The sequence below is a fragment of the Metasolibacillus sp. genome (assembly GCF_025291715.1).
GTDB lineage: Bacteria > Bacillota > Bacilli > Bacillales_A > Planococcaceae > Metasolibacillus > Metasolibacillus louembei.
The window spans coordinates 1-25,156 of record NZ_JAMBIZ010000007.1; the positions used below are offsets into that span (position 1 = coordinate 1).

The following is a 25,156-nucleotide window of genomic DNA, read 5'->3' on the forward strand; positions in this document are numbered from 1 at the left end:
TACGACAGCTTTGACGGAAAATATCAGACGCTTAAGTTTACGCGTCCAACAGAATGTGCAACCTGTCCACTACGTGATGATTCGCTCTGTCAAAAGGTATTTAAAATTAAATGTGAAACAGATCTCCGCAAATACACGTATCCAGCACGTGGCTCCGTATTATGGAAAGCAATTTATAAAGAACGCACAGCTGTCGAACGAGTAAATGCCTATTTAAAGCAATATTTTCAGTTAAACAACGTCCGTCACAGAACCGGTAGAAAAGCCAAACTACACTTCAATCTCGTGACGTTTATTTATAATGCCTGCAAATTAGCAGTCGATCGTATGAATGTATTTTTACAGCTTCAAAACAACGCAGCGTAATTTTAAAAAATTAAAAATCAGGCACAGGAGCAGTCTAAGCTCTTAAAAAAATCGAATTATGAAATTGATTCAATTACAGATAATTCTTTTTATATTATATGTACACTTACAGCTTTGAATTGAATATATTTTCTTACATAAATAAAACTATAGTTCGTTACTCATCAAGAAATTTTTAAAATAGGCTTCATAGAATATGAAAAGAGAGGCTATTTGCAAAATAAATAGCCTCTCCTTTCAATTTTCTATTGTGCTGCCGCTTGAATATCATCAAACGCCCAATGTGCTGATGTGACATCTTTAAATAATGGCGCTCGCTCACTTGCTTGTACTTCAAGCTCAAACAATTGATTTAATACTTTTACTGCCTGTGCCCTTGTTAATGCACCTTCTGGGTTGAAGGTTGTTTGACTTGTACCTGTCATAATGCCAAGTGCATGCACCTTAGCGATAGCTTCAGCTGCCCAGTGATTTGCTTTAACATCTGTAAATGTTGATTTTGTATCAAATGTTAATTCTGCACCCTGCTGTTCCATCCACCGTACGACCACCGCTGCCATTTGTGCACGTGTAATTGTGCCATTTGGTTGGAATGTTGTTGCTGTTGTGCCTTGGAACAAGCCCTGTGCTTTGACATATTCAATTGCGTCCTTTGCTCCATGCTTTGCTGTGTCTTTGAAGCTAGGTGGCGCTGTTGGAATTTCGTTGTTTGTTAAGTGTCTTGCTAACATACTTGCCATCTGGGCTCTTGTCACAGAGGCATTGGGACGGAATGTACCGTCTGCATAGCCTTGGATGTATGGAATCGAAACAGGGTTCTCCACAACTGTTTCCTCTTTTTCTACTGGTGTATATAAAATTGTAAATGTTGAGAACTTTGTTACACTAAATTGAATACCCTTTGTTGCTTCTTTAAAGTCTACAATTTGACCATGTATTACCTCTTTTGTGCCATCGCTATGCTCGATATATACCGCTAAATTATCTAACTGCTCCTGCGTCACATTATTTGGTAATGGCAATGTTAATGTTACAGGGCGGTTTTGCATATTTGTTTCGATTGTCATCGGTTGTCCAAGCACCGTTACTGTTGTACTTGTTAGTTGTTTGACTATCTCTTCTGTTTTTGCACGTTGTTCTAGCTGTTGTTTTGTCGCTTGTGCTTTGACTGGTACTACTCGGAAATAAATATCGCTGTTGATATTTGCGAAAGAAGTTGCTGGAATATCAAACTTCACTGTCTCCATATCAATGCCTAAGCCTGTTCCAGCTGTTGTTAGTAATTCAGCCGCTTCTCTGCCAATACTAATATTTGTTTCACTTACCTGTTGTTGCTCGTCTGGAATAACCATACGTGATTGCTTGTTTTGTTGATTTGCTAGTTTTTCAATTGCTTCTCTTGCGTTTGCAGAAGTAAAGTTAACTGTATCTTTGACGATACCATTGTTCGTTTCACGTGTAATGACTGTTTGGACAAGCACTGCATCGGGATTGCTTGCATCTACGACATCCACTCTAATTTCAGTTGTTGTAGATGGTGTTGAATTTGACCCGGATGGCGATGTGACCACTGGTGGATTTGTCGTTGGCACCGCAGTCCATTTCGCATAAAGTGTTGTATTTCTCGTTACTTTATCTGTTGCAAAATTCCAAACTGTTTGTAATGTGCTATCCTTATACCAGCCTGCAAATGTGTAGCCTGATCTTGTTGGAGCTGATGGAGCTGTAATGCTCTCTCCTTGTGTTACAAATTTCGGTGCTATATCACTGCCACCATTTGTATTGAATGTCACCATATATCCCAAAATGCCTGTTGAATAAATTGTCATCGCTTGTGGGATAGTTCCATTCCATAGTGTAGATGGCTGCATCGAGCGATCTGTGTACCAGCCTGTAAATTCTGGTGTGACATCTTGCGAGACAAAGGCTGAACCATCTATCGTGCTGACAGCTCCTTTAAATTCCACTGTCTCTAGCTTATTACCTTTAAAGGCCGTGCTCCCAATCTCCTCCATTGTAGAAGGAATTACTACATTCGTTAACAAGTTCCCTGAAAAAGCGGATGTGTCAATTTTTTTAATCCCTTCTGGAATGACAACGCTCGTTATATTTTTGAACATAAAGGCCGTACTCCCGATGATTGAAACGGGCTTGCCATTAATTTCAGCAGGTATGACTAATTGTGCTGGTACAGTACCGTTGTAGCCTGTGATTTTTACTGTATCATCGCCATTGCTAGTAGTAATAAATCCATCTGCACCTGGTGTCACCGCATTAGATTCTAATGACTCTGCACTATCTCCTATACTGTTCGTTGCTACTACTTTAAAGGTATAAGTTGTGTTATTTGTTAAACCCGTCACTGTGATTGGGCTCATCACACCTGTTGCTTGTAATGTTGGCTTCTCTACTCCGTCCACATAAACCTTCACTTTATAACCTGTAACCGGACTTCCTCCATTGTACATAGGTGCCATAAAATTTACAGTTGCTTGTTCATCCCCTGCTAATGCTGTTACACCTGTTGGTGCAAATGGCACTGTCGTTATTGGGGGCGGGATTATTGGCATTGTTGGTATAATAGGAGGATTAGACATCGCTGACTCCTCACTATCTCCTATACCATTTATTGCTACCACTTTAAATGTATAAGGTAGACCATTTGTCAAGTTGGGTACTGTTACGATCAAAATATTCCCTATATTTGGCGTAGTCTCTGTTGATATTTTTTCTAGAGACGGCTTCTCTATGCCATTTTCATACACCTTCACTTTGTATCCTGTGATGGCACTTCCTCCGTCACTTGCTGGTAGAGAGAAGGTTACTGTTGCCGCCCCGAATAATGCTGTTGCACTAAGCATTGTTGGTGCTCCTGGCTTTGTTGCTGGAGCTATTAATGTGACTGAGTTAGATTCATCTGAATCCTCACTCTCTACTATCCCCTGCATTGCAACTACCCTAAAAGTATACGTTGTGCCATTTGTTAAACCTGTCACTGTAATTGGACTTTGTGTACCTGTTGCTTGTAAGCCTACTTGTTCATGTCCTCCTACATAAACTTTTACTTTATGCATAATCACACCTGCACTATCACCTGTAACCACACTTGCACTGTCTCCAGTTGTGAAGCTCACTGTTGCCTCGCCATTCCCTGCTACTGCCGTGATATTTGTTGGCTTTGGTGGTAGTGCTTGCGGTTCAGAATAAGCTTTAAAGGCTGTTGTAACCGTTGCTTGATCCCATGGTGTCGATTCATTACCGTTCAGATACCAAGGTGTTTCTTGGACATTATTTTGGAATTTAAATGCATTTGCACCGACTGTTATCGGTGGATTTGCTGGCTCTTTAAACTCGATTTTCTCCAAATTGTTTTTTTCAAATGCAGAGGATTCTATCGTTTTTATACTAGATGGAAATATAATACTTTCTAACTGATTCGATGCAAAAGCATTATTTCCTATACTTTCTAGATGACTTCCTTGTTCGAATATAACTGTTTTTAGTTTATTCCCGAAAAAAGCAAAGCTTCCTATATTCATGACACTGGCTGGAATTGTAATAACTTCTATATGATTATCATTCTCATCCTGTCCAAAAGATACAAAAGCATTAGGCCCTATTTCTTCTAATTTAGATTCATCTTCAAAAGTTACAGATGCTAATCGGTTACTTATAAAAGCTTCTTGGCCTATCTTTTGGACAGAAGCAGGAATCTTAATAATAGGTAACATATTTCTTTTGAATGCAGACATCTCTATTTTTTCCAATTTAGATTCAGACTCAAAAGTTACAGATGTTAATTGATTGTTTTCAAAAGCATTTGTACCTATCTTTTGAACAGAAGCAGGAATCTTAATAGTAGTTAGCATATTAGTGTGAAATGCCGATGAGGCTATTTCTTTTAACTCTGATTCATCTTCAAAAGTTACTGTTGTTAATTGATTTTCCGCAAAAGCTAGTAGCCCTATCTGCTTAACTGTGTGAGGGATGGTTACATTCGTTATTCCTTTATTCCAAAATGCCCAATCTTTGATTACAGTTACCTTTTTATCAACGCCCCCATACGGTAGCGTACTCGGAATATCTAAATCTCCTATTGGCAACCCTCCACTCCATCCTGTAATTGTTAATGTATCATCTGCATTCAATATTGTTGTGAATCCATCACTAGCCGCTTTAGTAGATATCAATCCCAATTGCGACCAAATTAACATTGCAATGATGAACATGCTACCCCATTTCTTTATCATCTAACATTCGCCTCTTTTCGACATATTTTCTATAGTATAAAAGAATCATGCTATATCATGGTGTTAAGATTTCTTAACGTTTAAACTCCATCTATTCATCTAGTAAAATATCTTGTATAATCCAACTAAAATAGGGTGAAGTGAAGGTGACTCAAAATCAAAAAATTATTACTATTGCTCACTATTTTAATTAGTACATTACTAATAGCAGGTGCTACTTATTTCTTAACACAGCCTCGCTCATCTGCGCTTCAAGCAGTTAATGGGGTGATGGATTTACGGCACTATACATTTTCGAATAATGCTCCTGTGCAATTAGACGGAGAATGGGCATTCATCCCAAATCAATTAGTTGATAGTTCGTCATTTGATACATATCAAAGCTATATAGTGGACGTTCCTTCTCCTTGGGTGAAATATACTGTAGATGAAAAGCCGTTACCTGCCTTTGCAAGTGGTACATATCGATTGAAAATTTTAATAGATGACTATGAAGAAATTTTAGGCATTAAAACGAATACAATTCGCATGTCAAACGCCTTGTATATCAATGGTAAACGTATTGGCAATAGCGGTGAGCCCGTGGATGGGCGTAGCTATGTACCGCATAATACGCCCTACGTTGCTTATTTTTCTCCTGATACACAGGAGCTTGATTTAATTGTTCATGTGGCGAATTTTGATTATGCTCCAGGTGGCGGTATTATTAGTTCGATTTTCCTTGGAGATCAGTCTAGTATTACTAAGCTGCGTGAGGGAGCACTTTTTTATGATTTAATTACACTGGCAGCATTTTTAACGATGTTTATCTACTTTTTTGGCTCTTATCTTTATTCAAAATTAGGGATTGAGCAGCTTTACTTTGCACTATTTTGTTTTTCTAGTGCACTTTATACGCTTACACATGGTGAGAAGCTTTTACTGACCTTTATTGATATGCCCTATGCGCCATTTCAGAAAATACAGATGATTTCAAGCGTCTCTGTAGGTCTCTTTATATTGTTATATTTCTATCGTGCGTTACTGCCATATATGAATCGCCAAATTGTGAAGGGCTTATGCATCATAGGTATTCTTTTCATTTTTATAGGGATGTTACCTACAGCTATTAATTCACAATTGCAAAATATCAATTCCATTTATGTATTTGCCAATATCGTTTATATTTTCTATGTACAAATTATCGCAATATATCGTCGGGCTACAGGCATTATGTACTTATTATTAAGCTCGCTAGCCATTTTACTTTACTTTATCGTGGCTACTTTAAACACAAACATTAATCTTGAGCTGAGTGCCTTACCACCATTGCTACCATTTATTTGTTTAACAATGCTTTCCTTATATATTTCACATCGCTTTGCGGATTCTTATTTAGAAAAAGGCAAGCTGACTGAGGCACTGCTTCAGGTTGATCAATTGAAGGATGAATTTTTAGCAAAAACATCGCATGAGTTTCGAACACCTTTGCATGGTATTATGGGGATTTCACAATCAATGCTTGATAAACAAAGCACATCTGAGCAAGAAGAAAAAATAACGCTTATTTTTAATATTGCGAATCGCCTGTCCTATTTAGTCAACGATATCCTTGATTTTTCAAAGCTTAAGGACAATGAATTAGCTTTACGCATCACCTCTGTTGATTTATTTGCGGTGACGCATATGACAGTTGAAGTACTCTCTTATACGGTCACGAAAAATATTAAAATCAACAATCATATTACAAGGGGCACCTTTGTTCAAGCAGACGAGGATAGACTTCGCCAAATTTTATATAACTTAATTCATAATGCAATAAAGTATACGGATGAAGGGCAAATCGAGATTACTTGCTATGAGGATGATGCCTTTTTAGTAATAGGCATTCAAGATACAGGCTGTGGTATGCCACAGGAGGAGTTAAAAAACGTTTTCAATGCCTTTCAGCAGTCCGAGCATTCAATTGGTGGGACAGGCTTAGGTTTATATATTACAAAGGAGCTTGTGGAGCGACAAGGAGGGCAAATTGCTGTTACTTCTGTTCTTAAGCAAGGAACGACTTTCTCTGTAAAACTTTTAAAGGCACAGGCAATTAATGAAGTACCATCAATCATGTTGAAATCGACTCACCAAAAACCTTTTTTATCTTTCCCATATATCGTAGAAAAGGCTAATGCTAAAAAAATTATGATTGTAGATGATGATGCAGTGAATTTGAAGGTGTTAATTGATATTTTAGAACCGGAAAACTATTCTATTATCGCAATTAATAGTGGTCTACAAGTTTTCGAGCAATTAGAGCAGCATCCTAATATTGATTTATTAATTTTAGATATTATGATGCCAAATATTTCAGGCTATGAGATTTGCCAGCAAGTACGTCAAAGTTACACTGCTGCAGAATTACCTATTTTAATGTTAACAACTGCTATTCGTCCAGAGGATATGGTGGCAGCCTTCCAGTCAGGAGCAAACGATTTCTTGCATAAGCCACTTGATATCATCGAGCTCAAAACACGTGTACGCAATTTAATTTTATTAAAGGATTCTGCGGAAGCAGCAATTACAATGGAAACAGCATTTTTACAAGCACAAATTAAACCGCATTTTGTTTATAATGTGCTCAATTCGATTTTATCGCTGAGCTATTTAGATTTGGAGCAGGCACGAGCGATGATTACAAATTTTGCAATATTTTTACGCAGTAGCTTTTCTTTTGAAAATACAAATAGTCTTGTGCCACTCACTAAAGAATTAGACCTTGTTCAAGCATATGTAAATATTCATCAAACAAGGTTCCCATCACAGCTGCAATTTGATATACAAGTGAATGAAACAGCAGCAAATTGTGTGACTCCTCCGCTTTTGCTACAGCCTTTAGTTGAAAATGCATTAATTCATGGGCTTAAAACAAAGAAGGAAGGTGCTAAGCTCTCTATCGTAATTGAAAAACAACAGCAACTAATTATTTTTAAAATTAGTGATAATGGCATTGGTATTGAGCAAAAGCAATTACAGCAAATTCTTGCAGACGGTATGAAGCATAGCCAAAGTGTGGGTCTCCGCAATATTGCTAAGCGTTTAAAGAAGTATGAGCGTGCCTCTATGACAATTAATAGCATAGTAAATCAAGGCACCACTGTCGAAATTCAATTTCCATTTCACTTTAACCGAAAGGAGTGATATCCCTTGTTAAATGCTTTTATAGTAGATGACGAAATATTAGCGATAAATTTATTGGAGGCATTATTACGGGAAAGTAAGCTAGTTCATATTACCGGGAAATTTCTAAACCCTTTAGAAGCATTAGAAAATATCCCCATTCTACAGCCTGATATTCTATTTTTAGATATTGATATGGCAGAAATGACTGGAATTGAGCTTGCTCGTACACTTGAACAAACGGTACACCCAGTTGATATTGTTTTCGTAACAGCCTATGAGCATTATGCGCTTGAGGCATTTAACGTGCAGGCAACAGATTATATTTTAAAACCAATTGATAAAAGTAGGTTATTAAAAACGATTGATAGAATTCAGCAACGCAGAAAAGGAAATAATGCCATAGTAGAGCATTCTATGGAGCCTACAATCATTCAATCTCTTCAATTTCATATACATTCAGGCAAAGTGTCGATTAACAATATCACATTATCGCTCTCAACAAAGGAGTTTCAAATTTTATTCTTTTTAGCGCAGCATGCTGGACAAACCTTTCCAGCCTCTGAGCTTTATCAGCTTATTTGGGAGGAGGATAGCATCGGACAAACACAATCTTTAAGGGTACACATTAGCAATTTAAGAAAGAAGCTTGAAGCCATTCCTAATTATAGTACTAAAATTGTCATGGTGCGAGGACAAGGTTACCGCTTAATTTTTGAAAATACAGTCGTCTAATCAATTAAGGGCCATCCGGAATCGGATAGCCCTATCAAAAAATCACTATTTACAGTTGAACTTTAAGCACTGTGTTCATTTGCTTTTAAAGATACGGCAATACCCGCACCAATTTTCGCATTATGTTTAACTAATGCAATGTTGGCATCAAGTGATTTACCTTCTGTTAATTCCTTCACTTTACCTAATAAAAATGGCGTTACATCTTTCCCTGCAATACCTTGTTGTACAGCTTCCTCTAAAGCCGATGCAATAATTCCATCAATAAAGCTTGCTTCCATTGAATGCTCGACAGGAATTGGGTTTGCAATGATTGCACCACCACGTAAACCTAAATCCCACTTCGCACGCATCATTGCGGCTACTTCTTCAGCTGAGTCCGCACGGAAGTTTACAGCAAATTCGCTTTCTCTCGTAAAGAATGCTGGTAATACATCTGTTTCATAACCGATAACAGGTACACCTTTTGTTTCTAAGTATTCCAATGTTAAACCGATATCTAAAATGGATTTTGCACCTGCACAGACAACTGCTACGTTTGTCATTGATAGCTCTTCTAAGTCTGCTGAAATATCCATTGTTGTCTCTGCACCACGGTGTACGCCACCGATACCGCCTGTTACAAATAGTTCGATGCCTGCAAGCTCTGCACAAATCATTGTTGCTGCAACCGTTGTCGCACCTACTTTTTTCGTTGCTAGTAAATAGCCTAAATCACGACGTGAAGCTTTTGCTACACCTTGCGCATTCCCGAACATTTCTAGCTCATCGTCTGATAAGCCGATTTTAATTTGACCGTCAATTAATGCGATTGTTGCAGGTACTGCGCCGTTATCACGAATAATTTGCTCTACCTCACGCGCTGTTTGCACATTTTGTGGATACGGCATACCATGTGAAATGATTGTTGATTCTAATGCAACGATTGGTAATCCTTTTTCCTTTGCTTCTAAAACCTCTTGTGAGTAAGATAAATATTGTTTCATTATAAATTCCTCCAATTATTATATTCGTTTTGTGTTACTGGTCGTACTGTCGTGTTTGCCTGCAATGTTTTTGCCGCATGATATAGTGCAAATTGCACTGCCTCATGTAAAGTATCGCCTTGCATCACACCATGTAAAGTCGCACTAACAAAGGCGTCTCCTGCCCCCGTTACATCCTTCACATCTTCTATGGCGTAGGCAGCGTAATTTTGTAATCCTTCGTTATCTCCAACTATTACGCCTTGCTCACCTAAAGTTAACACTACATGTGCCGCTCCTTTTTGTAGCAACGCCTTTACAGCTTCTTTATAGCTTGCCTCACCGTCTAAAGTCATATTCAAGTATGTTTCCGCCTCATCTCGATTGCAGATAAAATAGCTAACCCCCTGCAAATCATCGGGCATTCGGTTCATTTTAGGTGAAGAAACTGGGACGATTACTAACGGAATATTGCGCTCCTTTGCAACCTGCTGTACATACACAACAGTCTCCTTTGGACAATTTAAATCAATGACAATAGCTGCAGCATTTACTAATGTTGCTGTATGCTTCTCCAATAATTTTGGTGTTAAAGCATCGTAAATAGCCATATTAGCTAATGCAATAACGAGCTCACCATCCTTGTCTAATACTGCTGTATAAGAGCCCGTTTGCTCTGCTTCTAATTTTTCTATTACATCTAGCTCAATAAAAGCACGGCTAGCTTGCTCAATCATTTGTGCATCAGCATCTTGCCCAAGTGTTGTCAACAGCTTCACTTGATTCCCTAAACGTCCGAGATTTTCTGCAATATTGCGTGCAACGCCACCGACACTTTCACTTGCCGTTACAGGATTGGATGTTGCTAGCTGAACTTTATTTGTAATATGAAGCTTTCTATCAACATTAGCCCCACCAATCGTAAGAATAGCCTGCTTCTCTGGTAGAACATATGCCCGCCCAATAATTTCGCCTTTTTTAATTAAGCCTGAAATAATATTAGCGAGTGCGGGTCGTGACATATTTAATTTTTCCGCCATGTCTTGCTGTGATAAATATGGGTTTTCTCGAATCGATTGTAGGACAAGTTGCTCCTTGTCGTTCATCGCAATCCCCCTATCTGAACTTTTGTTTAAATTATAAACTTTTGTTCAAAAGAAGTCAAATTGAAAAATCCTTATATTTAAAGAAGGTTACATCGCAAGATAAAAATAGAGCCTTCGTTTTCTTGGTGGGTTACTTGTTTTATTTGTGAATTGCTCAGTTTATTTGTGACTTCTCGGATATATTTTCGAGTTGCTCGTTTTATTTGCGACTTCTCCGATATATTTGCGAGTTGCTCAGTTTATTTGCGACTTCTCTGATATATTTGCGAATTTCCCGTTTTATTTGCGACTTCTCGGATATATTTGCGAGTTGCTCGTTTTATTTGCGACTTCTCCGATATATTTGCGAGTTGCTCAGTTTATTTGCGACTTCTCGGATATATTTGCGGGTTGCTCAGTTTATTTGCGACTTCTCGGATATATTTGCGGGTTTCCCATTTTATTTGCGACTTCTCCGATATATTTGCGAATTTCCCGTTTTATTTGCAGCTTCTCGGATATATTTGCGAGTTGCTCGTTTTATTTGCGACTTCTCAAATATATTTGCGGGTTTCCCGTTTTATTTGCGACTTCTCCGATATATTTGCGGGTTGCTCAGTTTATTTGCGACTTCTCTGATATATTTGCGACTTTCCCGTTTTATTTGCGACTTCCCAAATATATTTGCGATTCTCTCTTTACAGCAAAAACCGCTTAAAGTGTACCCTTTAAGCGGTTTTTATTTTATGGTTCTTCAATTTCGCTGCCGTCTTCGGCTACTAATGGCTGAATTAATACTTCAACACGGCGGTTTTGGGCGCGTCCTTCTGCTGTTCCATTATCAGCAATTGGCTTGTACTCACCTTCACCTATTGCGCTGAAATAGCCGGGGTCTAAACTAGGATTATTTTCAAGAATGCTATCTAAAAATCTAGATGCTCGCATTGCCGATAAATCCCAGTTTGAATGGAATTGTGCATTGTTCATTGGCACATTATCTGTATGTCCTCGAATCAGTATTCTACGAGGTATATCAGATTGCAATATATTTGATAATTCCAGTGCAATTGTTTCGTACTCTGGCTTAATATCTGCGCGCCCTGGATCAAATAAAATACTATCGCGAATAATGATTAAGACGCCGCCATCATCTATTTTAACAACTTCAAACTGCTCCTCTAGCTCATTAACTGCGATAAATTCCTCAATTCGTTTTACTGTTTCTTGTAGCTCTTCTTGGTCTCGTATATACTTCATAGTTTGGTCTGTAATGTCATCACTTGTTGCATTTGGATCCGGTACTGCTGATGGATTTTCCATAACCCCAACGCCGCCATCAAAAATTTGACTAAATACATCAGACATTTTGTTTAACTTCTCTTGATCTACTGAACTAGAAGCAAACAGTACGATAAACAAAGCTAATAACAATGTCAATATGTCCGCATATGGAACTAACCATGATTCATCAACATGCTCTTCATGCTTTTTATGTTTTTTATGCTTCTTTGCCAAGGCCACCCGCCCCGCTTTCCATGATTTGCTTACGTTCTTCTAAAGATAAGTAAGAAGCAAGTTTTTGCTCAATGACACGTGGTGCTTCCCCTTCCAGAACAGATAAAATCCCTTCAATCATCATGCGCTTTTGCTTAGCTTCTACTGCTGATTTTCGCTTCAGCTTATTAGCAAATGGATGCCATAATACATACCCTGTGAAAATACCTAGTAGTGTTGCAACGAAGGCAGCAGAAATGGCATGTCCTAATTTATCAATATCACTTAAATCAGTTAAAGCGGCAATTAAACCAATAACGGCCCCTAATACTCCTAGCGTAGGTGCATATGTACCAGCTTGTGTAAAAATTAAAGCTCCGCTCGTATGGCGATCTTCCATTGCTTCAACCTCTTCAGATAATACGTCGCGAATATAATCTGCATTTTGACCATCTATTGCAAGTGTTAAGCCGTTTTTTAAAAATGGGTCTTCAATTTCTGCGGCCTTGCTTTCAAGTGCTAGCAAGCCTTCACGACGTGCTAAATCTGCCCATTGTGAAAACATTTTAATAATATCAATATCGTTAGCTAGCTTTGTTTCTTTAAACAATACTTTAAATAATTTTGGCACTCGCTTTAATTCCTTCATAGGGAAGGCGATTACTACTGCAGAAATAGTACCAAAAATAATGATTAAAATGGCAGCTGGATTCGCCAATGCGCCTATTCCTACCCCTTTTAGTATCATACCTGTCAATAATGAAACGAATGCTAGAACTATACCTACCACCGAGGAAAGATCCATTATGTATACCTCCATTAACCTAATTCTTTTTATTTATATTCTACCATTTAGTATAATCTTATTTTCATTTTTTTTCGATGTATTAATGCATTTTTCTATAAATTTCGGTATATTTGATTAGATGGTATCATTACAATCGATTTTTATCATATAAATATTGGAGGATATAAGAAAATGAGCACAGTTTTTGAGGGGAATTTATTAAAATATGCTGAACTTGCTGTAAAAATAGGAGTAAATATCCAAAAGGATCAGTACCTTTTCATTCAAGCTTCGACAGAAGTCGCACCATTCGTTCGTTTAGTTACAAAGGTCGCTTATGAAAGCGGTGCACGCCAAGTATTTGTTGATTTTTCAGATGATGAGATTGGGCGTCTACGCTACGAGCTAGCTCCTGAAGATTCTTTTGAATTCTACCCTGAATGGAAAAAGCTTGAGCGTGAATGGTTAGCTGAGCAAGGCGCAGCATTTATGTCCATCGTTTCTCAAAGCCCAGATTTATTAAAAGGTGTTGATACGAAACGTATTGCCACAGCTCAAAAAGCAGCAGGTACAGCTTTAAATAAATACCGCCAATATGTACAATCAGATAAAATTAGCTGGACGGTAATTGCTGCCGCTTCTAAAGACTGGGCTGCTAAAGTATTCCCTGAACTTGCAGCAGACGAGCAGGTGAATGCATTATGGGATGCTATTTTTAAAGCAACACGTGCTGATTTAGAAAATCCTGTAGAAGCATGGAAGAATCATGATGATACACTTCATGCAAAAGTGGATTACTTAAACGATAAAAAATATGCACAGCTTCACTATACAGCACCTGGTACAGACTTAACAATCGATTTACCAAAAGGACATTTATGGTGTGGTGCTGGCAGCATCAATGAGCGTGGTTATGAATTTATGGCAAATATGCCGACAGAGGAAGTATTTACAGTTCCTCACAAAACAGGTGTCAATGGCTATGTTTCTAGCACGAAGCCATTAAGCTATGGCGGTAACATTATCGATAACTTTAAATTAACTTTCGAAAATGGTCGTATCGTCAAAGTGGAGGCAGAGCAAGGCGAAGAAATTTTAAAACAATTAGTGGAGACAGATGAGGGCGCACATTATTTAGGAGAAGTAGCACTTGTACCACACGAATCACCAATTTCGGCATCTGGTCTACTATTCTTCAATACATTATTTGATGAAAATGCATCAAATCACTTTGCTATCGGTAGTGCCTATGCATTTTGCTTAGAAGGTGGCAAAACAATGTCACAGGAAGATTTATTAGCAAATGGCTTAAACCAAAGTATTACACACGTTGATTTCATGGTTGGTTCAGGTGAAATGAATATCGATGGCATTACAGCAGATGGACAAACAGAGCCTATCTTCCGCAATGGCAATTGGGCTTTTTAGTCGAAATTCCCTTCAAAATGTTGACATAAGTTCAACTATTAAATTTAAATAATATGAAATAGCTCTACTTTATGAGCTATTTTTCATGTATAATGTGTAGTAATGATTGTATGAAGGGAGATAACAGTAATGTTTAATTTTAACCACCATCACCCAGTAGCACCTGAGTTCTATACAACAGTATTAGGCTTTACAGTAGTTATTATACTTTCTGTATGGTTCTTTATTCATTACTTACGTGTAGGTTTAAATTCATCAGACGCTACTCGTATCGATGCTAAAAAATAATACAATGCCTGAAAGACTATGTCGTAAGCACATGCTTACTGCATAGTCTTTTTTATATAATATTGCTATTTTTCAAGGAAAAGCTGACAATTTACTATTTGGCATTCTTTCTATTTTGCTTTACAATTTAGATGTAAAGGAAAGGGGCAACAACTATATGACTTCATTACAAGAGATTTTAAATTTTAATGAATTTTTCGTCGCACATAAGCAATACGAACCTTACATTACGACAAAATACCCCGATAAAAGGATCGTTATCCTGACTTGTATGGATACGCGTTTAGTCGAGCTATTACCGAAAGCAATGAACTTTCGCAACGGAGATGTCAAAATCGTAAAAAGTGCTGGCGCTATCGTCAACCATCCTTTTGGCGGGATTATGCGTAGCTTATTAGTAGGCGTTCATGCATTACAAGCCGATGAAGTTTATGTAATTGGTCACTACGATTGTGGAATGAGCGCCGTTGACCCTGATCAAATACTTACTAGTATGAAGGAGCGCGGTATTTCTCAGGAAACACTCGATATTATTAACTATTCAGGTGTTGATTTACGAGAATGGTTACGCGGCTTTGGCGATGTAACAACAAGCGTTTTAAAAAGTGTGGACTTGATTCGTCAACACCCACTTATGCCAAAAGGTATACCTGTTCACGGTCTTGTTATCGATCCGAATACAGGCCGTCTTGATTTAATACAGGATGGTAGCGAGTTTTTGTAAATAATTGAAGGGATGTAAGGTAGAGTGGTATATAATCCTCTTTCCTTACATCCCTTTTTTACATGATCAATCCTCTGCAAGCAATGCAAACATATAATGGTCAACCCATTGCCCATTAATAAATAATAGCTTACGTAGGAGCCCTTCTTTTTGAAAGCCTACCTTCTCTAATACACGTATTGACGCAGTATTTGCTGGTGCGACATATGCTTCAACACGATGAACCCCTACTTGTTCAAAGGCAAATTTCACTACCGCCCTCGCTGCCTCCGTCGCCATCCCTTTTCCTACAAAATGCTGGTCCATAGAGTAGCCAATAAAGGCACTAGAGTATGGTAGTCTTTTCACTGCATAAAGGGAAATATGTCCTATTAAGCGATTTGTTCCTTTAGCAAATATGCCGAAGGAAAACTCCCGCTTTTCTTGCAATAAATATAAGCTTTCCATAATTTTTTTACGCTGTGTTTCTACTGTATAAAAATTAGGATGGTGTAATGGCTCATATGTTGACCAAAAATATTTATTTTCAGCTAACAACACAGCCAAGCTAGGTGCATCCGCTTCTACTAAAGTTCGCAAATCACATCGATTACATGCGATCGTAATCACCGCATCACCCTTCTTTTGAAATAAGCTTAAAAAATCTCTCAGCATTTTTTTCACAACGCCAAAGCGTCTTCTCCTTAAAGTTTATCCTGTGCTAGTTATTTGCGCTTTTTCTTTTTACTTTTCACTACATTTTTCGGCTTCATATCCACTGATGGCACTTGTTCAACTTCTTCTTCAGTTTCATCCTGCGGAGCAACAAACTGATTTGTTAAATGAAGCCCTCTTCTTTCTGCTTCTTTTTCTATATGGGCTAACGTTTCCTTTAAAACTTGCACGCGTGCATATAATTTGTCGTTGCCAGGTACTAAAATCCATGGCGCATGCTCACTATCGGTTTTGGCAAATGCTTCATTAGCCGCTGTCGTATAATCTTTAAATTTCTCTCTATTGCGCCAATCCTCATCTGTAAGCTTCCAAGCTTTATAAGGATCTGCAGCGCGATCATTAAAGCGCTTTAACTGCTCTTCTTCATCAATATGTAGCCAAAACTTAATGACAATGTAATCGCCATCTGTTAGCAGCTTTTCAAAATTATTTATTTCTTCATATGCGCGGCTCCACTCATCCTTTGTTGCAAAACCCTCTAAACGCTCTACTAACACTCGTCCATACCAAGAGCGGTCAAATATAGCAATTTGTCCATGCTGAGGTAATTTACGCCAAAAGCGATGTAAATAATTGTAGCGAAGCTCATGTGGCTGTGGGGCAGAAATTGGATGTACAACTAGGCCACGCGGGTCTATACGCTCTGTCAATCGCTTAATTGCGCCACCTTTACCAGCTGCGTCCATTCCTTCAAATACAAAAATTAAGCCGATTTTGTTATTAAATAAAAACTGCTGTGCATTGAGCATTTCATACTGTAGCATTTTTAATTTCTTTTTATACATTTTTTTATCCATGCTTAATGTTAAATCTAAGTCGCTTAATTTTTTCATTTTCCCACTCCTTAATTAGTAAATTATTATTATTTTATCTTATTTAGAACGACAATCATATATGGATATGGAAATCATTTATATTTAAAGCCTGAGAAATTTTACAGCTCATAAAATTTCTCAGGCTTTTTAGTTTTTCAAATGGGGTTAATTTTCTAGCTCTGTTAAAATAATTGGTTTATCTTTTGTAACGATAACGGAATGCTCAATTTGCGCAACAAGTGATTTATCTGGTGTAATAAATGTCCAGCCATCTCCAGCTTCCACGATATGCTCCGCCTTCGCAGAAATAAAAGGCTCTACTGCTAGCACCATGCCCTCTTTCATAATTGTCGAATCCCATGCATCATAATAATTTAAAATATGATCAGGTGCCTCATGTAATGAGCGCCCTAAGCCATGCCCTGTTAAATTCATAATAACCGTCAAGCCATTTGCGTTTGCTTCACGTTCTACCGCTTTTCCGATTTGATTTAATTTTGAGCCAGCTTTCACTTTTGTCATAGCACGGTCAAAGGCAGATTTGGCAACAGCACATAGCTTTTCCTTATCCTCATAGCCATCACCTACAACAAAGGAAATACCCGTATCTGCAAAATAGCCATTGTATGAACCAGACACATCGATATTAACTAAATCGCCTTCTTTAATTACTTTATCACCTGGAATACCGTGTGCCACCTCATGATTCACGCTAATACAAGTATAGCCTGGAAAATCATATTCGCCCTTTGGTCCAGATAAAGCACCCGCTTCTGCAAACATACGACCAGCGATTTCATCTAATTCCTTTGTTGTAACTCCAGGCTTTGTAGCTGCTTTCATCGCCTCGCGAATTTCTGCAACGATACGCCCAATTTTTTTAAATGCATCTAATTCTTCTTGAGTAGTTACAATCATTTTTTAACGTCCTTCCTTTTAAAGAAATCTTTAATAACTATACCACAAATGTATAAATAAATTGTATAATGGACTTCCAATAACAAAATTATAACTTTTCTTAAAATTTTAACAATCCATTACATCAAAGCATCATTTATATACATATACAGAGGTGATGAAATGACTAACCCAGCTATTTATTTATTATTTATCATCCCTATTTTTATTTTAACATTTATCATTGTTAAATTATTACTTAATAATTCTAAAATGGTAGAAACAAGATTGCTAAGCATCGCATTAATTAGCTTTTGCCTTGTGCTGTTAGAAGGGCTTTTACGACATACATTGCTCTCTAAATATATCCCTTTCTCTTTTTCAATCTTAATGGGGTTATGTCTATTAATCTCACTATCTACACTTTTACATTTAATGTATGTATTATTAGTAAAGTATTGTCATTTACAATCACATTCGTTTATCGTTACGCTTTTTTATATTCCTATATTGTGCCAAGTGCTCGCACTTTTTTTAGGCTTTAGTCCATCTATAGAAGATTTTAGCGTCCAAAATATTTGGATTATTCCAAATACTCTTTTTCATACGGTATGGGTTTTTGGTATTGTTAGTGTACATATTATGGTTGCTATTATTTTATCAGCCTTTGGTATTTTTCACGCTCAATCGATACACGGAAAAAATGCCTTTCGATTTTTCCTTATCGCCTATAGCTTATTTTTCACAGCATTTATCTTTACACTTTTTTTAAAAGATTATTTCCCAGCACTTTCTATCCTTTTATTTATGGTTATGACTAGCATTATTTTTATTGTAGGTATTGCGAAATTCGAGCTTATCCCAAGCTTGACATCTCGCTATCAAACAATGTTTGAAGTGTCACCAACTGCTATTATTTTGCTTTCAAACGAGTATGAAGTGCTTGAATATAACCATCATGCACGCAACACGTTTCATGCCACATCAAGTCGAAGCTTACTTGATTTATTGCATACAATACATAATCAAAAACAAGGTATATTGCTAATGAAAGCTTTGAAGGACTCAAAAGGGCTTAGTAATTTTATATTAGATTTTGAAAATCCTTCAACATTGCAAACAATGATTTTAGTATTTGAAGCAACAATTATTTCTGTAGGCTCTAATGAATACTACTATATTATGTGGCGCGATATAACGAATGATACTGAAAAGGAATTACTTGCACAGTATTTAGCTTATCATGATGCCTTAACAGGTTTGCATAATCGTGCCTATTTTGTACAGCACGTAGAAGCATTTATTAATCAATCGACATCTACAGATCTTCATGCATTAATTTTAATAGATTTAAATTCCTTTAAACAAATTAATGATAACTATGGTCATTCCGTTGGTGATTTAGTGCTGCAGCATATGGCTTCTATTTTACAATTTCTTTTTAAGGATCCACACATTGTTGCTAGGCTTGGCGGAGATGAATACGTACTCTTTTTGCAAAATTTGCAGAGCATAGAAGAGCTGGAACTAGCTATAGCAGCGATTCAGCAACGTTGTGAAGCAGATATTTTCCATTTCGAAGACATCCAAATAACTATTTCTCCTAGTATTGGTCATAGCATATATGCAGTAGATGGCGATACACTAGAGCAATTATTACATGTGAGCGATGTCAATATGTATATTAATAAAGCAGCCATTAAGCAACAACAGGCTCTATTAACAGAAAAAAATTAAATACTGTAATAGGAGTGTTTTTAATGCAGCCAATTCATATATATTTGCTTGTATACGGCATACCTATATTTATTTTATTTATTATCCTTGTTATTTTATTTACGAAAAATATGACATTGCTTGAAAATCGATTACTATGTGTTATAACAGGTGCACTAATTTTCGCTTTTTCAGGAGAGTTTACCCGTCAGCTTATCACACTAAAATATAACCCTTTGATTTCCAAAGCAATTGTTGGTCCTTTTATCGTGCTAGCAATGGTTGGAACGTTACATTTAATTTATACTCTTGTTGCTAAAAATGCCAAAATTCATTTTCGTAAAGCGTTATATTATACGCTCTATACACCATTACTCGTTCAACTATTTATCAGCCTTTCACCAATAGCACCTGTGCAGCAAAGCTATGAACGCATTGGTATTTGGACGTATCGAATCGCACACAGCTATAATATTTGGGCGCATAGCTTAACTACATTTACTATTTGCATCACGTTATTTATGTTTATTTATGGTTTTTTTAAAACAACCATTTCAATTAGCAAACAGCTATTGCTTTTTTTAGCGACTAGTTATACATGCATTGTCTTAGGCTATATTGCTGTTTTAAGCTTAGGCATGAATAAATTGATTCCACTTCCTATGTTATTGTTAAACTTTTTCACTGTTGTCCTGTTAACAATTGGTATTCGAAAATTCGATTTAATGCCCTCGATAGGTCAACGTTATCGTCTTGTTTTTGAGCTAATGCCAGTTGCTATTACAGTTGTTGATTGTAAGCTAAATATTATCGAAATTAATGATCGTGCTCGTCGTTTTTTAGCCTCTCAAGAAGCTTGTGAGGAAAATTTACTCGTTGCCGCTCGTAGCGAATTTAACCAGCAGCAAATCCATATGCTCATTACCACCATTCGAGAAAAGCAGCTCATCCATAATTATATTATTGATTTAAAAAGTCGTGACGGAAGTATATTGAAAGTATCCATTGACGCTACTTTTATAACGCTCGGTATTGAAAAATATTATTATATTATATGGAGAGAAATTACGGCGGAGTTTGAACGGGAAAATTTAATTAAGCATTTAGCCTACCATGACTCATTAACAGGCATATATAACCGTGCTTATTTTGTTGAATATGTTACACAGCATTTAATGCTTAACCCAACGCAACAAAATGCGCTTATTTTGCTAGATTTAAACTATTTTAAGCAAATCAATGATACATATGGACATCAAATTGGTGACTTCGTTTTACAACATGTAGCCAACATTTTAACATTATGTATCCCTGCGCCACATAAAGTTGCTCGCCTTGGCGGTGATGAATTTACAGTATTTCTACAAACTTTAGATCATGAGGAAGAGCTATTACATTATGTAAATACGATACGACAAGCTTTTAAAGCACAGCCCTTTACACATGAAGAAAATATATCATTTGAAGTTTCTCCAAGCATTGGCTACAGTCTAGCACCGTATGAGGGGAAATCATTTGAGGAGCTATTCCATGTTGCCGATTTCAGTATGTATGCGGATAAAAAAAGAATAAAAGCGATGATGAAAGAGAAGCAATCTAAAAATATTTGATTGTAAAAAGCATTGAAAAGGGAGCCGCCTAATTTTTCACAATTTGGCTCCTTAATTTATTTGCGGGTTGCTTGTTTTATTTGTGACTTCTCTGATTTATTTGCGGGTTGCTCATTTTATTTGCGACTTCTCTGATATATTTGCGGGTTGCTCATTTTATTTGCGACTTCTCTGACTTTATTTGCGGGTTGCCCATTTTATTTGCGACTTCTCTGACTTTATTTGCGGGTTGCTCATTTTATTTGCGACTTCTCTGACTTTATTTGCGGGTTGCTCATTTTATTTGCGACTTCTCTGATTTATTTGCGCTTTCCGGATTTTATTTGCGACTTCTCTGATTTATTTGCGAGTTGCTCATTCTATTCACGACTTTCTTGATTTATTCGCGACTTGCTCATATTTCAATTGTCTAAAAAAACAGGCTGCCTCATTCAAAATAAATGAAGCAACCTGTTTTTATAACTAAACATTGAAAGCTATTCTGTTACAGGCTTTTTAATAAAGCCTAAAATAATTGCTGTGACAGCTGCACCGATTAATACAGCTAATAAGTACAAGAATGGATTACCTTCCACAACAGGGAATACGAATAATCCACCATGTGGTGCTGGAAGACCGATACCGAATACCATCGTTAATGCCCCTGCAATAGCTGAGCCGATAACAGATGCTGTAATCACACGTACAGGGTCTGCTGCTGCAAATGGAATTACCCCTTCTGTAATGAACGAGGCGCCCATAATATAACAAGTTTTCCCTGCATCTTTTTCACTCTTCGTAAATTTATTTTTGAAGAACGTTGTAGCAAATGCAACGCCTAGTGGTGGAACCATACCACCAGCCATAACGGCTGCATGCGGTCCGAAATTTCCTGCATCAATCATGGCGATACCGAATGTAAATGCCGCTTTATTAATCGGACCACCCATATCAATCGCCATCATACCGCCAAGTAATAAACCAAGTAATATTAAGTTACCTGTTCCCATACCAGATAAAAATGTTGTAATTGCTTCATTAATGCCTTTAACTGGCTCAATCACAATATACGTCATAATAAGCCCTGTAAATAAAATACCGAATAACGGATATAGCAATACTGGTTTAACACCTTCTAATGATGCTGGTAATTTATCAAATACTTTTTTCAAGCCAAGCACTAAATAACCTGCTAAGAAACCTGCAATCAATCCACCTAAGAAACCTGCTCCACCAGTTGCAGCCATTAAACCACCAACCATACCTGGCGCAAAGCCTGGTCGATCTGCAATACTCATGGCGATAAATGCTGCTAATACTGGGATCATTAAGCCAAATGCATTACCGCCACCGATTGTATTTAATGCTGCTGCAATCGGGCTATAGGAAGGGTCATTTGGGTCAGATGCATGAATCCCAAACATAAACGAAATGGCGATTAAAATACCGCCACCAACAACGAATGGTAACATATTCGATACACCATTCATTAAATGCTTATAAAAGCCTGTACGTTGTTGCTTCTCTTCGCCTTCTTGCTTGCCTGATGATTGATAAACTGGCGCGTCTTGTTTAACGGCGCGTTCAATCAATTGCTGTGTTTTACGAATACCGTCTGCTACAGGTACTTGAATTACATGCTTGCCTGCAAAACGAGCCATTTCTACTTGCTTATCTGCCGCAACAATAATTGCTGTTGCATTGGCAATTTCATCTGCTGTTAAGGCGTTTTTCACACCTGTTGAGCCATTCGTTTCAACTTTAATGTCAACGCCCATTTCAGCCGCTTTATTTTTTAATGCATCCGCTGCCATATACGTATGTGCGATACCTGTTGGACAAGCTGTTACCGCTAAAATCAGCCCTTTTGATGAAGTTGCTGTCTGCGTTGGTGCGACCTCTTCTTCCTCATCCTCTTTGTCTTGACTATCAATCAATGCTAAAATCTCATCTTCCGATTGTGCCTGCATTAACTGCTCGCGGAAGGCAGGGTCCATTAATAACATCGATAAACGTGATAACGTTTCTAGATGCGTGTTATTTGCACCTTCTGACGCTGCAATCATGAAAAATAAATGACTAGGCTGACCATCTAGTGCATCATAATCAACGCCTGCCTGTGAGCGCCCAAAAGCAAGTGCCGGTGTGCGTACAGCATTTGTTTTTGCATGCGGAATCGCTACACCTTCGCCAATACCTGTCGTGCTTTGTGCCTCACGTGCTAAAATTGCCTCTTTATAAGCTTTAGCATCTGCTAATCTACCCGCTCTATCCAATTTCGCTACTAGCTCATCAATCACCGCTTCCTTAGAAGTGGATGATAAGTTTAAAATCATTGTCTCTTTTTTCAACAGCTCTGTAATTCTCATTGTTCTCTCCTCCTTACATTGTTGTTAGTTTAATTTGAGGAAGTAGCTCCTCAACTTCTTGCTGTGTACATAATTCTGGGGAAAATGCGGTCGCACTTCCTGATGCTACGCCGTACTTAAAAGCTTGCTGCACATCACCAGTTCGGAAATAATTGCTTAAAAAACCTGCTACGACAGAGTCACCTGCACCTACTGAATTTTTCAGCACACCTTTTGGCACGTTTGCATAGAGCGCAACATCTTCGCTAAATAACAATGCCCCTGCACCAGCCATCGACACGATAACGTGCTGTGCGCCCATTTCAACAAGGCGCTTACCGTAAGGAACAGCCTCCTCCACCGTTTCAATTTTTACATCAAACAACTCACCAAGCTCATGATGGTTTGGTTTAATTAAAAAAGGTTTATTTGGTAAAACATTTAGCAGCACTTCTCCTGTTGTATCTGCGACAACCTTTGCCCCCTTTTTGGTTGCAATAGACGCCAATGTTTCATAAATTGTTACGGGCAAAGACTGTGGGATGCTCCCGGCTAATACGAGCACATCATTAGCAGTTAATGCATCAATCTTATTTAATAATGCGGTTAATTCAGGCTCCTGAATTGTTGGACCTTGTCCGTTAATTTCTGTTTCTTGTCCCGTCTTTAGCTTAATATTAATACGCGTATCCTCTTGTACCTCAACAAAGTCTGTGACAATGCCTCTTTGTTTTAAGGAATCTACAATATAATCACCTGTAAAGCCACCAACAAAGCCTAATGCCTTATTATCCGTCCCTAGTCGCTTCAATACTTGTGAAACGTTAATACCTTTACCGCCAGGGAACTTCGCTTCCTTTTGGATTTTATTCAATATACCGATTTCAAAATCAGCTACCTCCACGATAAAATCAATAGATGGATTTAATGTCATCGTATAAATCATGCTTTAACCACCTTTACATTTGTTTTTGCCTGTAACGCTTTATGCAGACTTTCTTTAATGTTATTCGTAATAATCGTAGCTTCCCGCAAATCAGCTATTTTAGCAAAGAATACTTCGTTGAATTTTGAATCATCCACTAAGACATATGCTTCCTGTGCTAAGCGAATTGCTGTCATTTTAATCATCGCTTCCTCTGGGTCTGGTGTTGTGTAGCCATATTCTAGATGGACACCATTTGCCCCAATAAAGCATTTATCAAAGCGATATTGCTCTAGGCTAATAACGGCTCCTTGCCCAACCATTGCCTTCGTTTGATGCTTAATTGCCCCACCAATTAAATAGGTTTTAATATTGTTCTCTATTAACAAATCAAGGTGGTAAGCACTGTTTGTTACGACAACTACTTGCTTCGCTTGTAAATATGGAATCATTTCATAAACCGTTGTGCCTGCATCTAAATAAATGCAATCTCCATCTTCTATTAAGTTTGCAGCAAATGATGCAAGCGCTTTCTTTGAGCTGAGGTTTTTGGAGGATTTTTCAGAAACGCTCGGCTCAACTAGCTTACCTTGCAGCCTTGCTGCACCGCCATGAATACGCTTTAATACTTTTGCCTTCTCTAGCTGAATTAAATCTCGCCTAATCGTCGATTCAGAGGCATTTGTTATCTCGATTAGCTCTTGCATCGTAACAATATCTTGTTGTTTTAGTAGCTCTCGAATTAAGCGTTGTCGTTCAACTGTTAACATCTCTCCACCTCCGCTATGTTGTTATCTCTATATTAGTTCGAATTTTAAAATAAATCAACAACTTTCTTTCAAAAACCTTCAAAAAAATTCATTTTTGTTCATCAAGCAATTTTTTA

19 protein-coding genes are annotated in these 25,156 nt (G+C 37.6%); 8 read left to right on the forward strand and 11 right to left on the reverse strand.

Annotated features, from left to right (window positions below; translation table 11 throughout):
* Nucleotides 1–366, forward strand: a 366-nt coding sequence (locus tag M3Z76_RS06650) for a transposase (RefSeq protein ID WP_295655769.1), incomplete at its 5' end; no start/stop codon positions are given.
* A gap of 245 nt (nt 367–611) precedes the next feature.
* Here the strand turns inward: M3Z76_RS06650 and M3Z76_RS06655 are convergent.
* On the reverse strand, nt 612–4,616 hold the full coding sequence (locus tag M3Z76_RS06655) for a leucine-rich repeat protein (protein ID WP_293929613.1): 4,005 nt from the start codon (nt 4,614–4,616) through the stop codon (nt 612–614).
* A 174-nt stretch (nt 4,617–4,790) separates the two neighbouring features.
* Here M3Z76_RS06655 and M3Z76_RS06660 point away from each other — a divergent pair, with 174 nt between their 5' ends.
* Nucleotides 4,791–7,781, forward strand: a complete 2,991-nt coding sequence (locus M3Z76_RS06660) for a sensor histidine kinase (protein WP_293929614.1) — start codon at nt 4,791–4,793, stop codon at nt 7,779–7,781.
* Nucleotides 7,782–7,787: 6 nt separating this feature from the next.
* The gene (locus M3Z76_RS06665; protein WP_293929615.1) at nt 7,788–8,495 is read left to right on the forward strand and encodes a LytR/AlgR family response regulator transcription factor; all 708 of its coding nucleotides are present in this window, start codon (nt 7,788–7,790) and stop codon (nt 8,493–8,495) included.
* 62 nt (nt 8,496–8,557) lie between these two features.
* Here the strand turns inward: M3Z76_RS06665 and M3Z76_RS06670 are convergent, their stop codons facing one another.
* From M3Z76_RS06670 to motA, 4 genes are all read right to left on the reverse strand, one after another.
* Nucleotides 8,558–9,481 carry a pseudouridine-5'-phosphate glycosidase gene (locus M3Z76_RS06670; RefSeq protein ID WP_293929616.1) on the reverse strand — a complete coding sequence of 308 codons (924 nt, stop codon included), beginning with the start codon at nt 9,479–9,481 and terminating at the stop codon, nt 8,558–8,560.
* Complete coding sequence (locus tag M3Z76_RS06675; protein ID WP_293929617.1) at nt 9,481–10,566, reverse strand: PfkB family carbohydrate kinase; 1,086 nt, start codon at nt 10,564–10,566, stop codon at nt 9,481–9,483. Before M3Z76_RS06675 ends, M3Z76_RS06670 begins: the two co-directional genes overlap by 1 nt.
* Nucleotides 10,567–11,289: 723 nt before the next feature.
* Nucleotides 11,290–12,060 carry a flagellar motor protein MotB gene (locus M3Z76_RS06680; RefSeq protein WP_293929618.1) on the reverse strand — a complete coding sequence of 257 codons (771 nt, stop codon included), beginning with the start codon at nt 12,058–12,060 and terminating at the stop codon, nt 11,290–11,292.
* Entirely contained in the window at nt 12,044–12,844 is an 801-nt protein-coding gene (gene motA / locus M3Z76_RS06685) for a flagellar motor stator protein MotA (protein ID WP_293929619.1), read from the reverse strand. Before motA ends, M3Z76_RS06680 begins: the two co-directional genes overlap by 17 nt.
* Nucleotides 12,845–13,018: 174 nt before the next feature.
* On the opposite strand from motA, the gene M3Z76_RS06690 reads away from it, so the two are divergent.
* The 3 genes from M3Z76_RS06690 to M3Z76_RS06700 all read left to right on the forward strand — a co-directional run bounded on the left by M3Z76_RS06690 (nt 13,019) and on the right by M3Z76_RS06700 (nt 15,266).
* Nucleotides 13,019–14,254 carry an aminopeptidase gene (locus tag M3Z76_RS06690; RefSeq protein ID WP_293929620.1) on the forward strand — a complete coding sequence of 412 codons (1,236 nt, stop codon included), beginning with the start codon at nt 13,019–13,021 and terminating at the stop codon, nt 14,252–14,254.
* A 129-nt stretch (nt 14,255–14,383) separates the two neighbouring features.
* The gene (locus M3Z76_RS06695) at nt 14,384–14,542 is read left to right on the forward strand and encodes a hypothetical protein (protein WP_293929621.1); all 159 of its coding nucleotides are present in this window, start codon (nt 14,384–14,386) and stop codon (nt 14,540–14,542) included.
* A gap of 157 nt (nt 14,543–14,699) precedes the next feature.
* Complete coding sequence (locus M3Z76_RS06700; RefSeq protein ID WP_293929622.1) at nt 14,700–15,266, forward strand: beta-class carbonic anhydrase; 567 nt, start codon at nt 14,700–14,702, stop codon at nt 15,264–15,266.
* 66 nt (nt 15,267–15,332) lie between these two features.
* Here the strand turns inward: M3Z76_RS06700 and M3Z76_RS06705 are convergent, their stop codons facing one another.
* The 3 genes from M3Z76_RS06705 to map all read right to left on the reverse strand — a co-directional run bounded on the left by M3Z76_RS06705 (nt 15,333) and on the right by map (nt 17,713).
* Nucleotides 15,333–15,920 (reverse strand): GNAT family N-acetyltransferase, encoded by a 588-nt coding sequence (locus tag M3Z76_RS06705; protein ID WP_293929627.1) that lies wholly within the window; start codon nt 15,918–15,920, stop codon nt 15,333–15,335.
* Nucleotides 15,921–15,970: 50 nt separating this feature from the next.
* Nucleotides 15,971–16,813 (reverse strand): polyphosphate kinase 2 family protein, encoded by an 843-nt coding sequence (locus tag M3Z76_RS06710; protein WP_293929623.1) that lies wholly within the window; start codon nt 16,811–16,813, stop codon nt 15,971–15,973.
* A gap of 147 nt (nt 16,814–16,960) precedes the next feature.
* Nucleotides 16,961–17,713 (reverse strand): type I methionyl aminopeptidase, encoded by a 753-nt coding sequence (gene map / locus M3Z76_RS06715; protein WP_293929624.1) that lies wholly within the window; start codon nt 17,711–17,713, stop codon nt 16,961–16,963.
* 162 nt (nt 17,714–17,875) lie between these two features.
* Here map and M3Z76_RS06720 point away from each other — a divergent pair, with 162 nt between their 5' ends.
* The gene (locus tag M3Z76_RS06720; protein ID WP_293929625.1) at nt 17,876–19,429 is read left to right on the forward strand and encodes a GGDEF domain-containing protein; all 1,554 of its coding nucleotides are present in this window, start codon (nt 17,876–17,878) and stop codon (nt 19,427–19,429) included.
* A gap of 23 nt (nt 19,430–19,452) precedes the next feature.
* On the forward strand, nt 19,453–21,018 hold the full coding sequence (locus M3Z76_RS06725; RefSeq protein ID WP_293929626.1) for a sensor domain-containing diguanylate cyclase: 1,566 nt from the start codon (nt 19,453–19,455) through the stop codon (nt 21,016–21,018).
* 476 nt (nt 21,019–21,494) lie between these two features.
* Here the strand turns inward: M3Z76_RS06725 and M3Z76_RS06730 are convergent, their stop codons facing one another.
* From M3Z76_RS06730 to M3Z76_RS06740, 3 genes are read right to left on the reverse strand one after another with little or no spacing between them, the layout of a single operon-like run.
* A complete protein-coding gene (locus M3Z76_RS06730; protein WP_293923724.1) occupies nt 21,495–23,366 on the reverse strand; it encodes a PTS fructose transporter subunit IIABC in 1,872 nt (623 codons plus the stop codon).
* A gap of 13 nt (nt 23,367–23,379) precedes the next feature.
* On the reverse strand, nt 23,380–24,291 hold the full coding sequence (gene pfkB / locus M3Z76_RS06735; protein ID WP_293923725.1) for a 1-phosphofructokinase: 912 nt from the start codon (nt 24,289–24,291) through the stop codon (nt 23,380–23,382).
* Nucleotides 24,288–25,040, reverse strand: a complete 753-nt coding sequence (locus M3Z76_RS06740; RefSeq protein WP_293923727.1) for a DeoR/GlpR family DNA-binding transcription regulator — start codon at nt 25,038–25,040, stop codon at nt 24,288–24,290. Before M3Z76_RS06740 ends, pfkB begins: the two co-directional genes overlap by 4 nt.
* Nucleotides 25,041–25,156 lie beyond the last annotated feature (116 nt).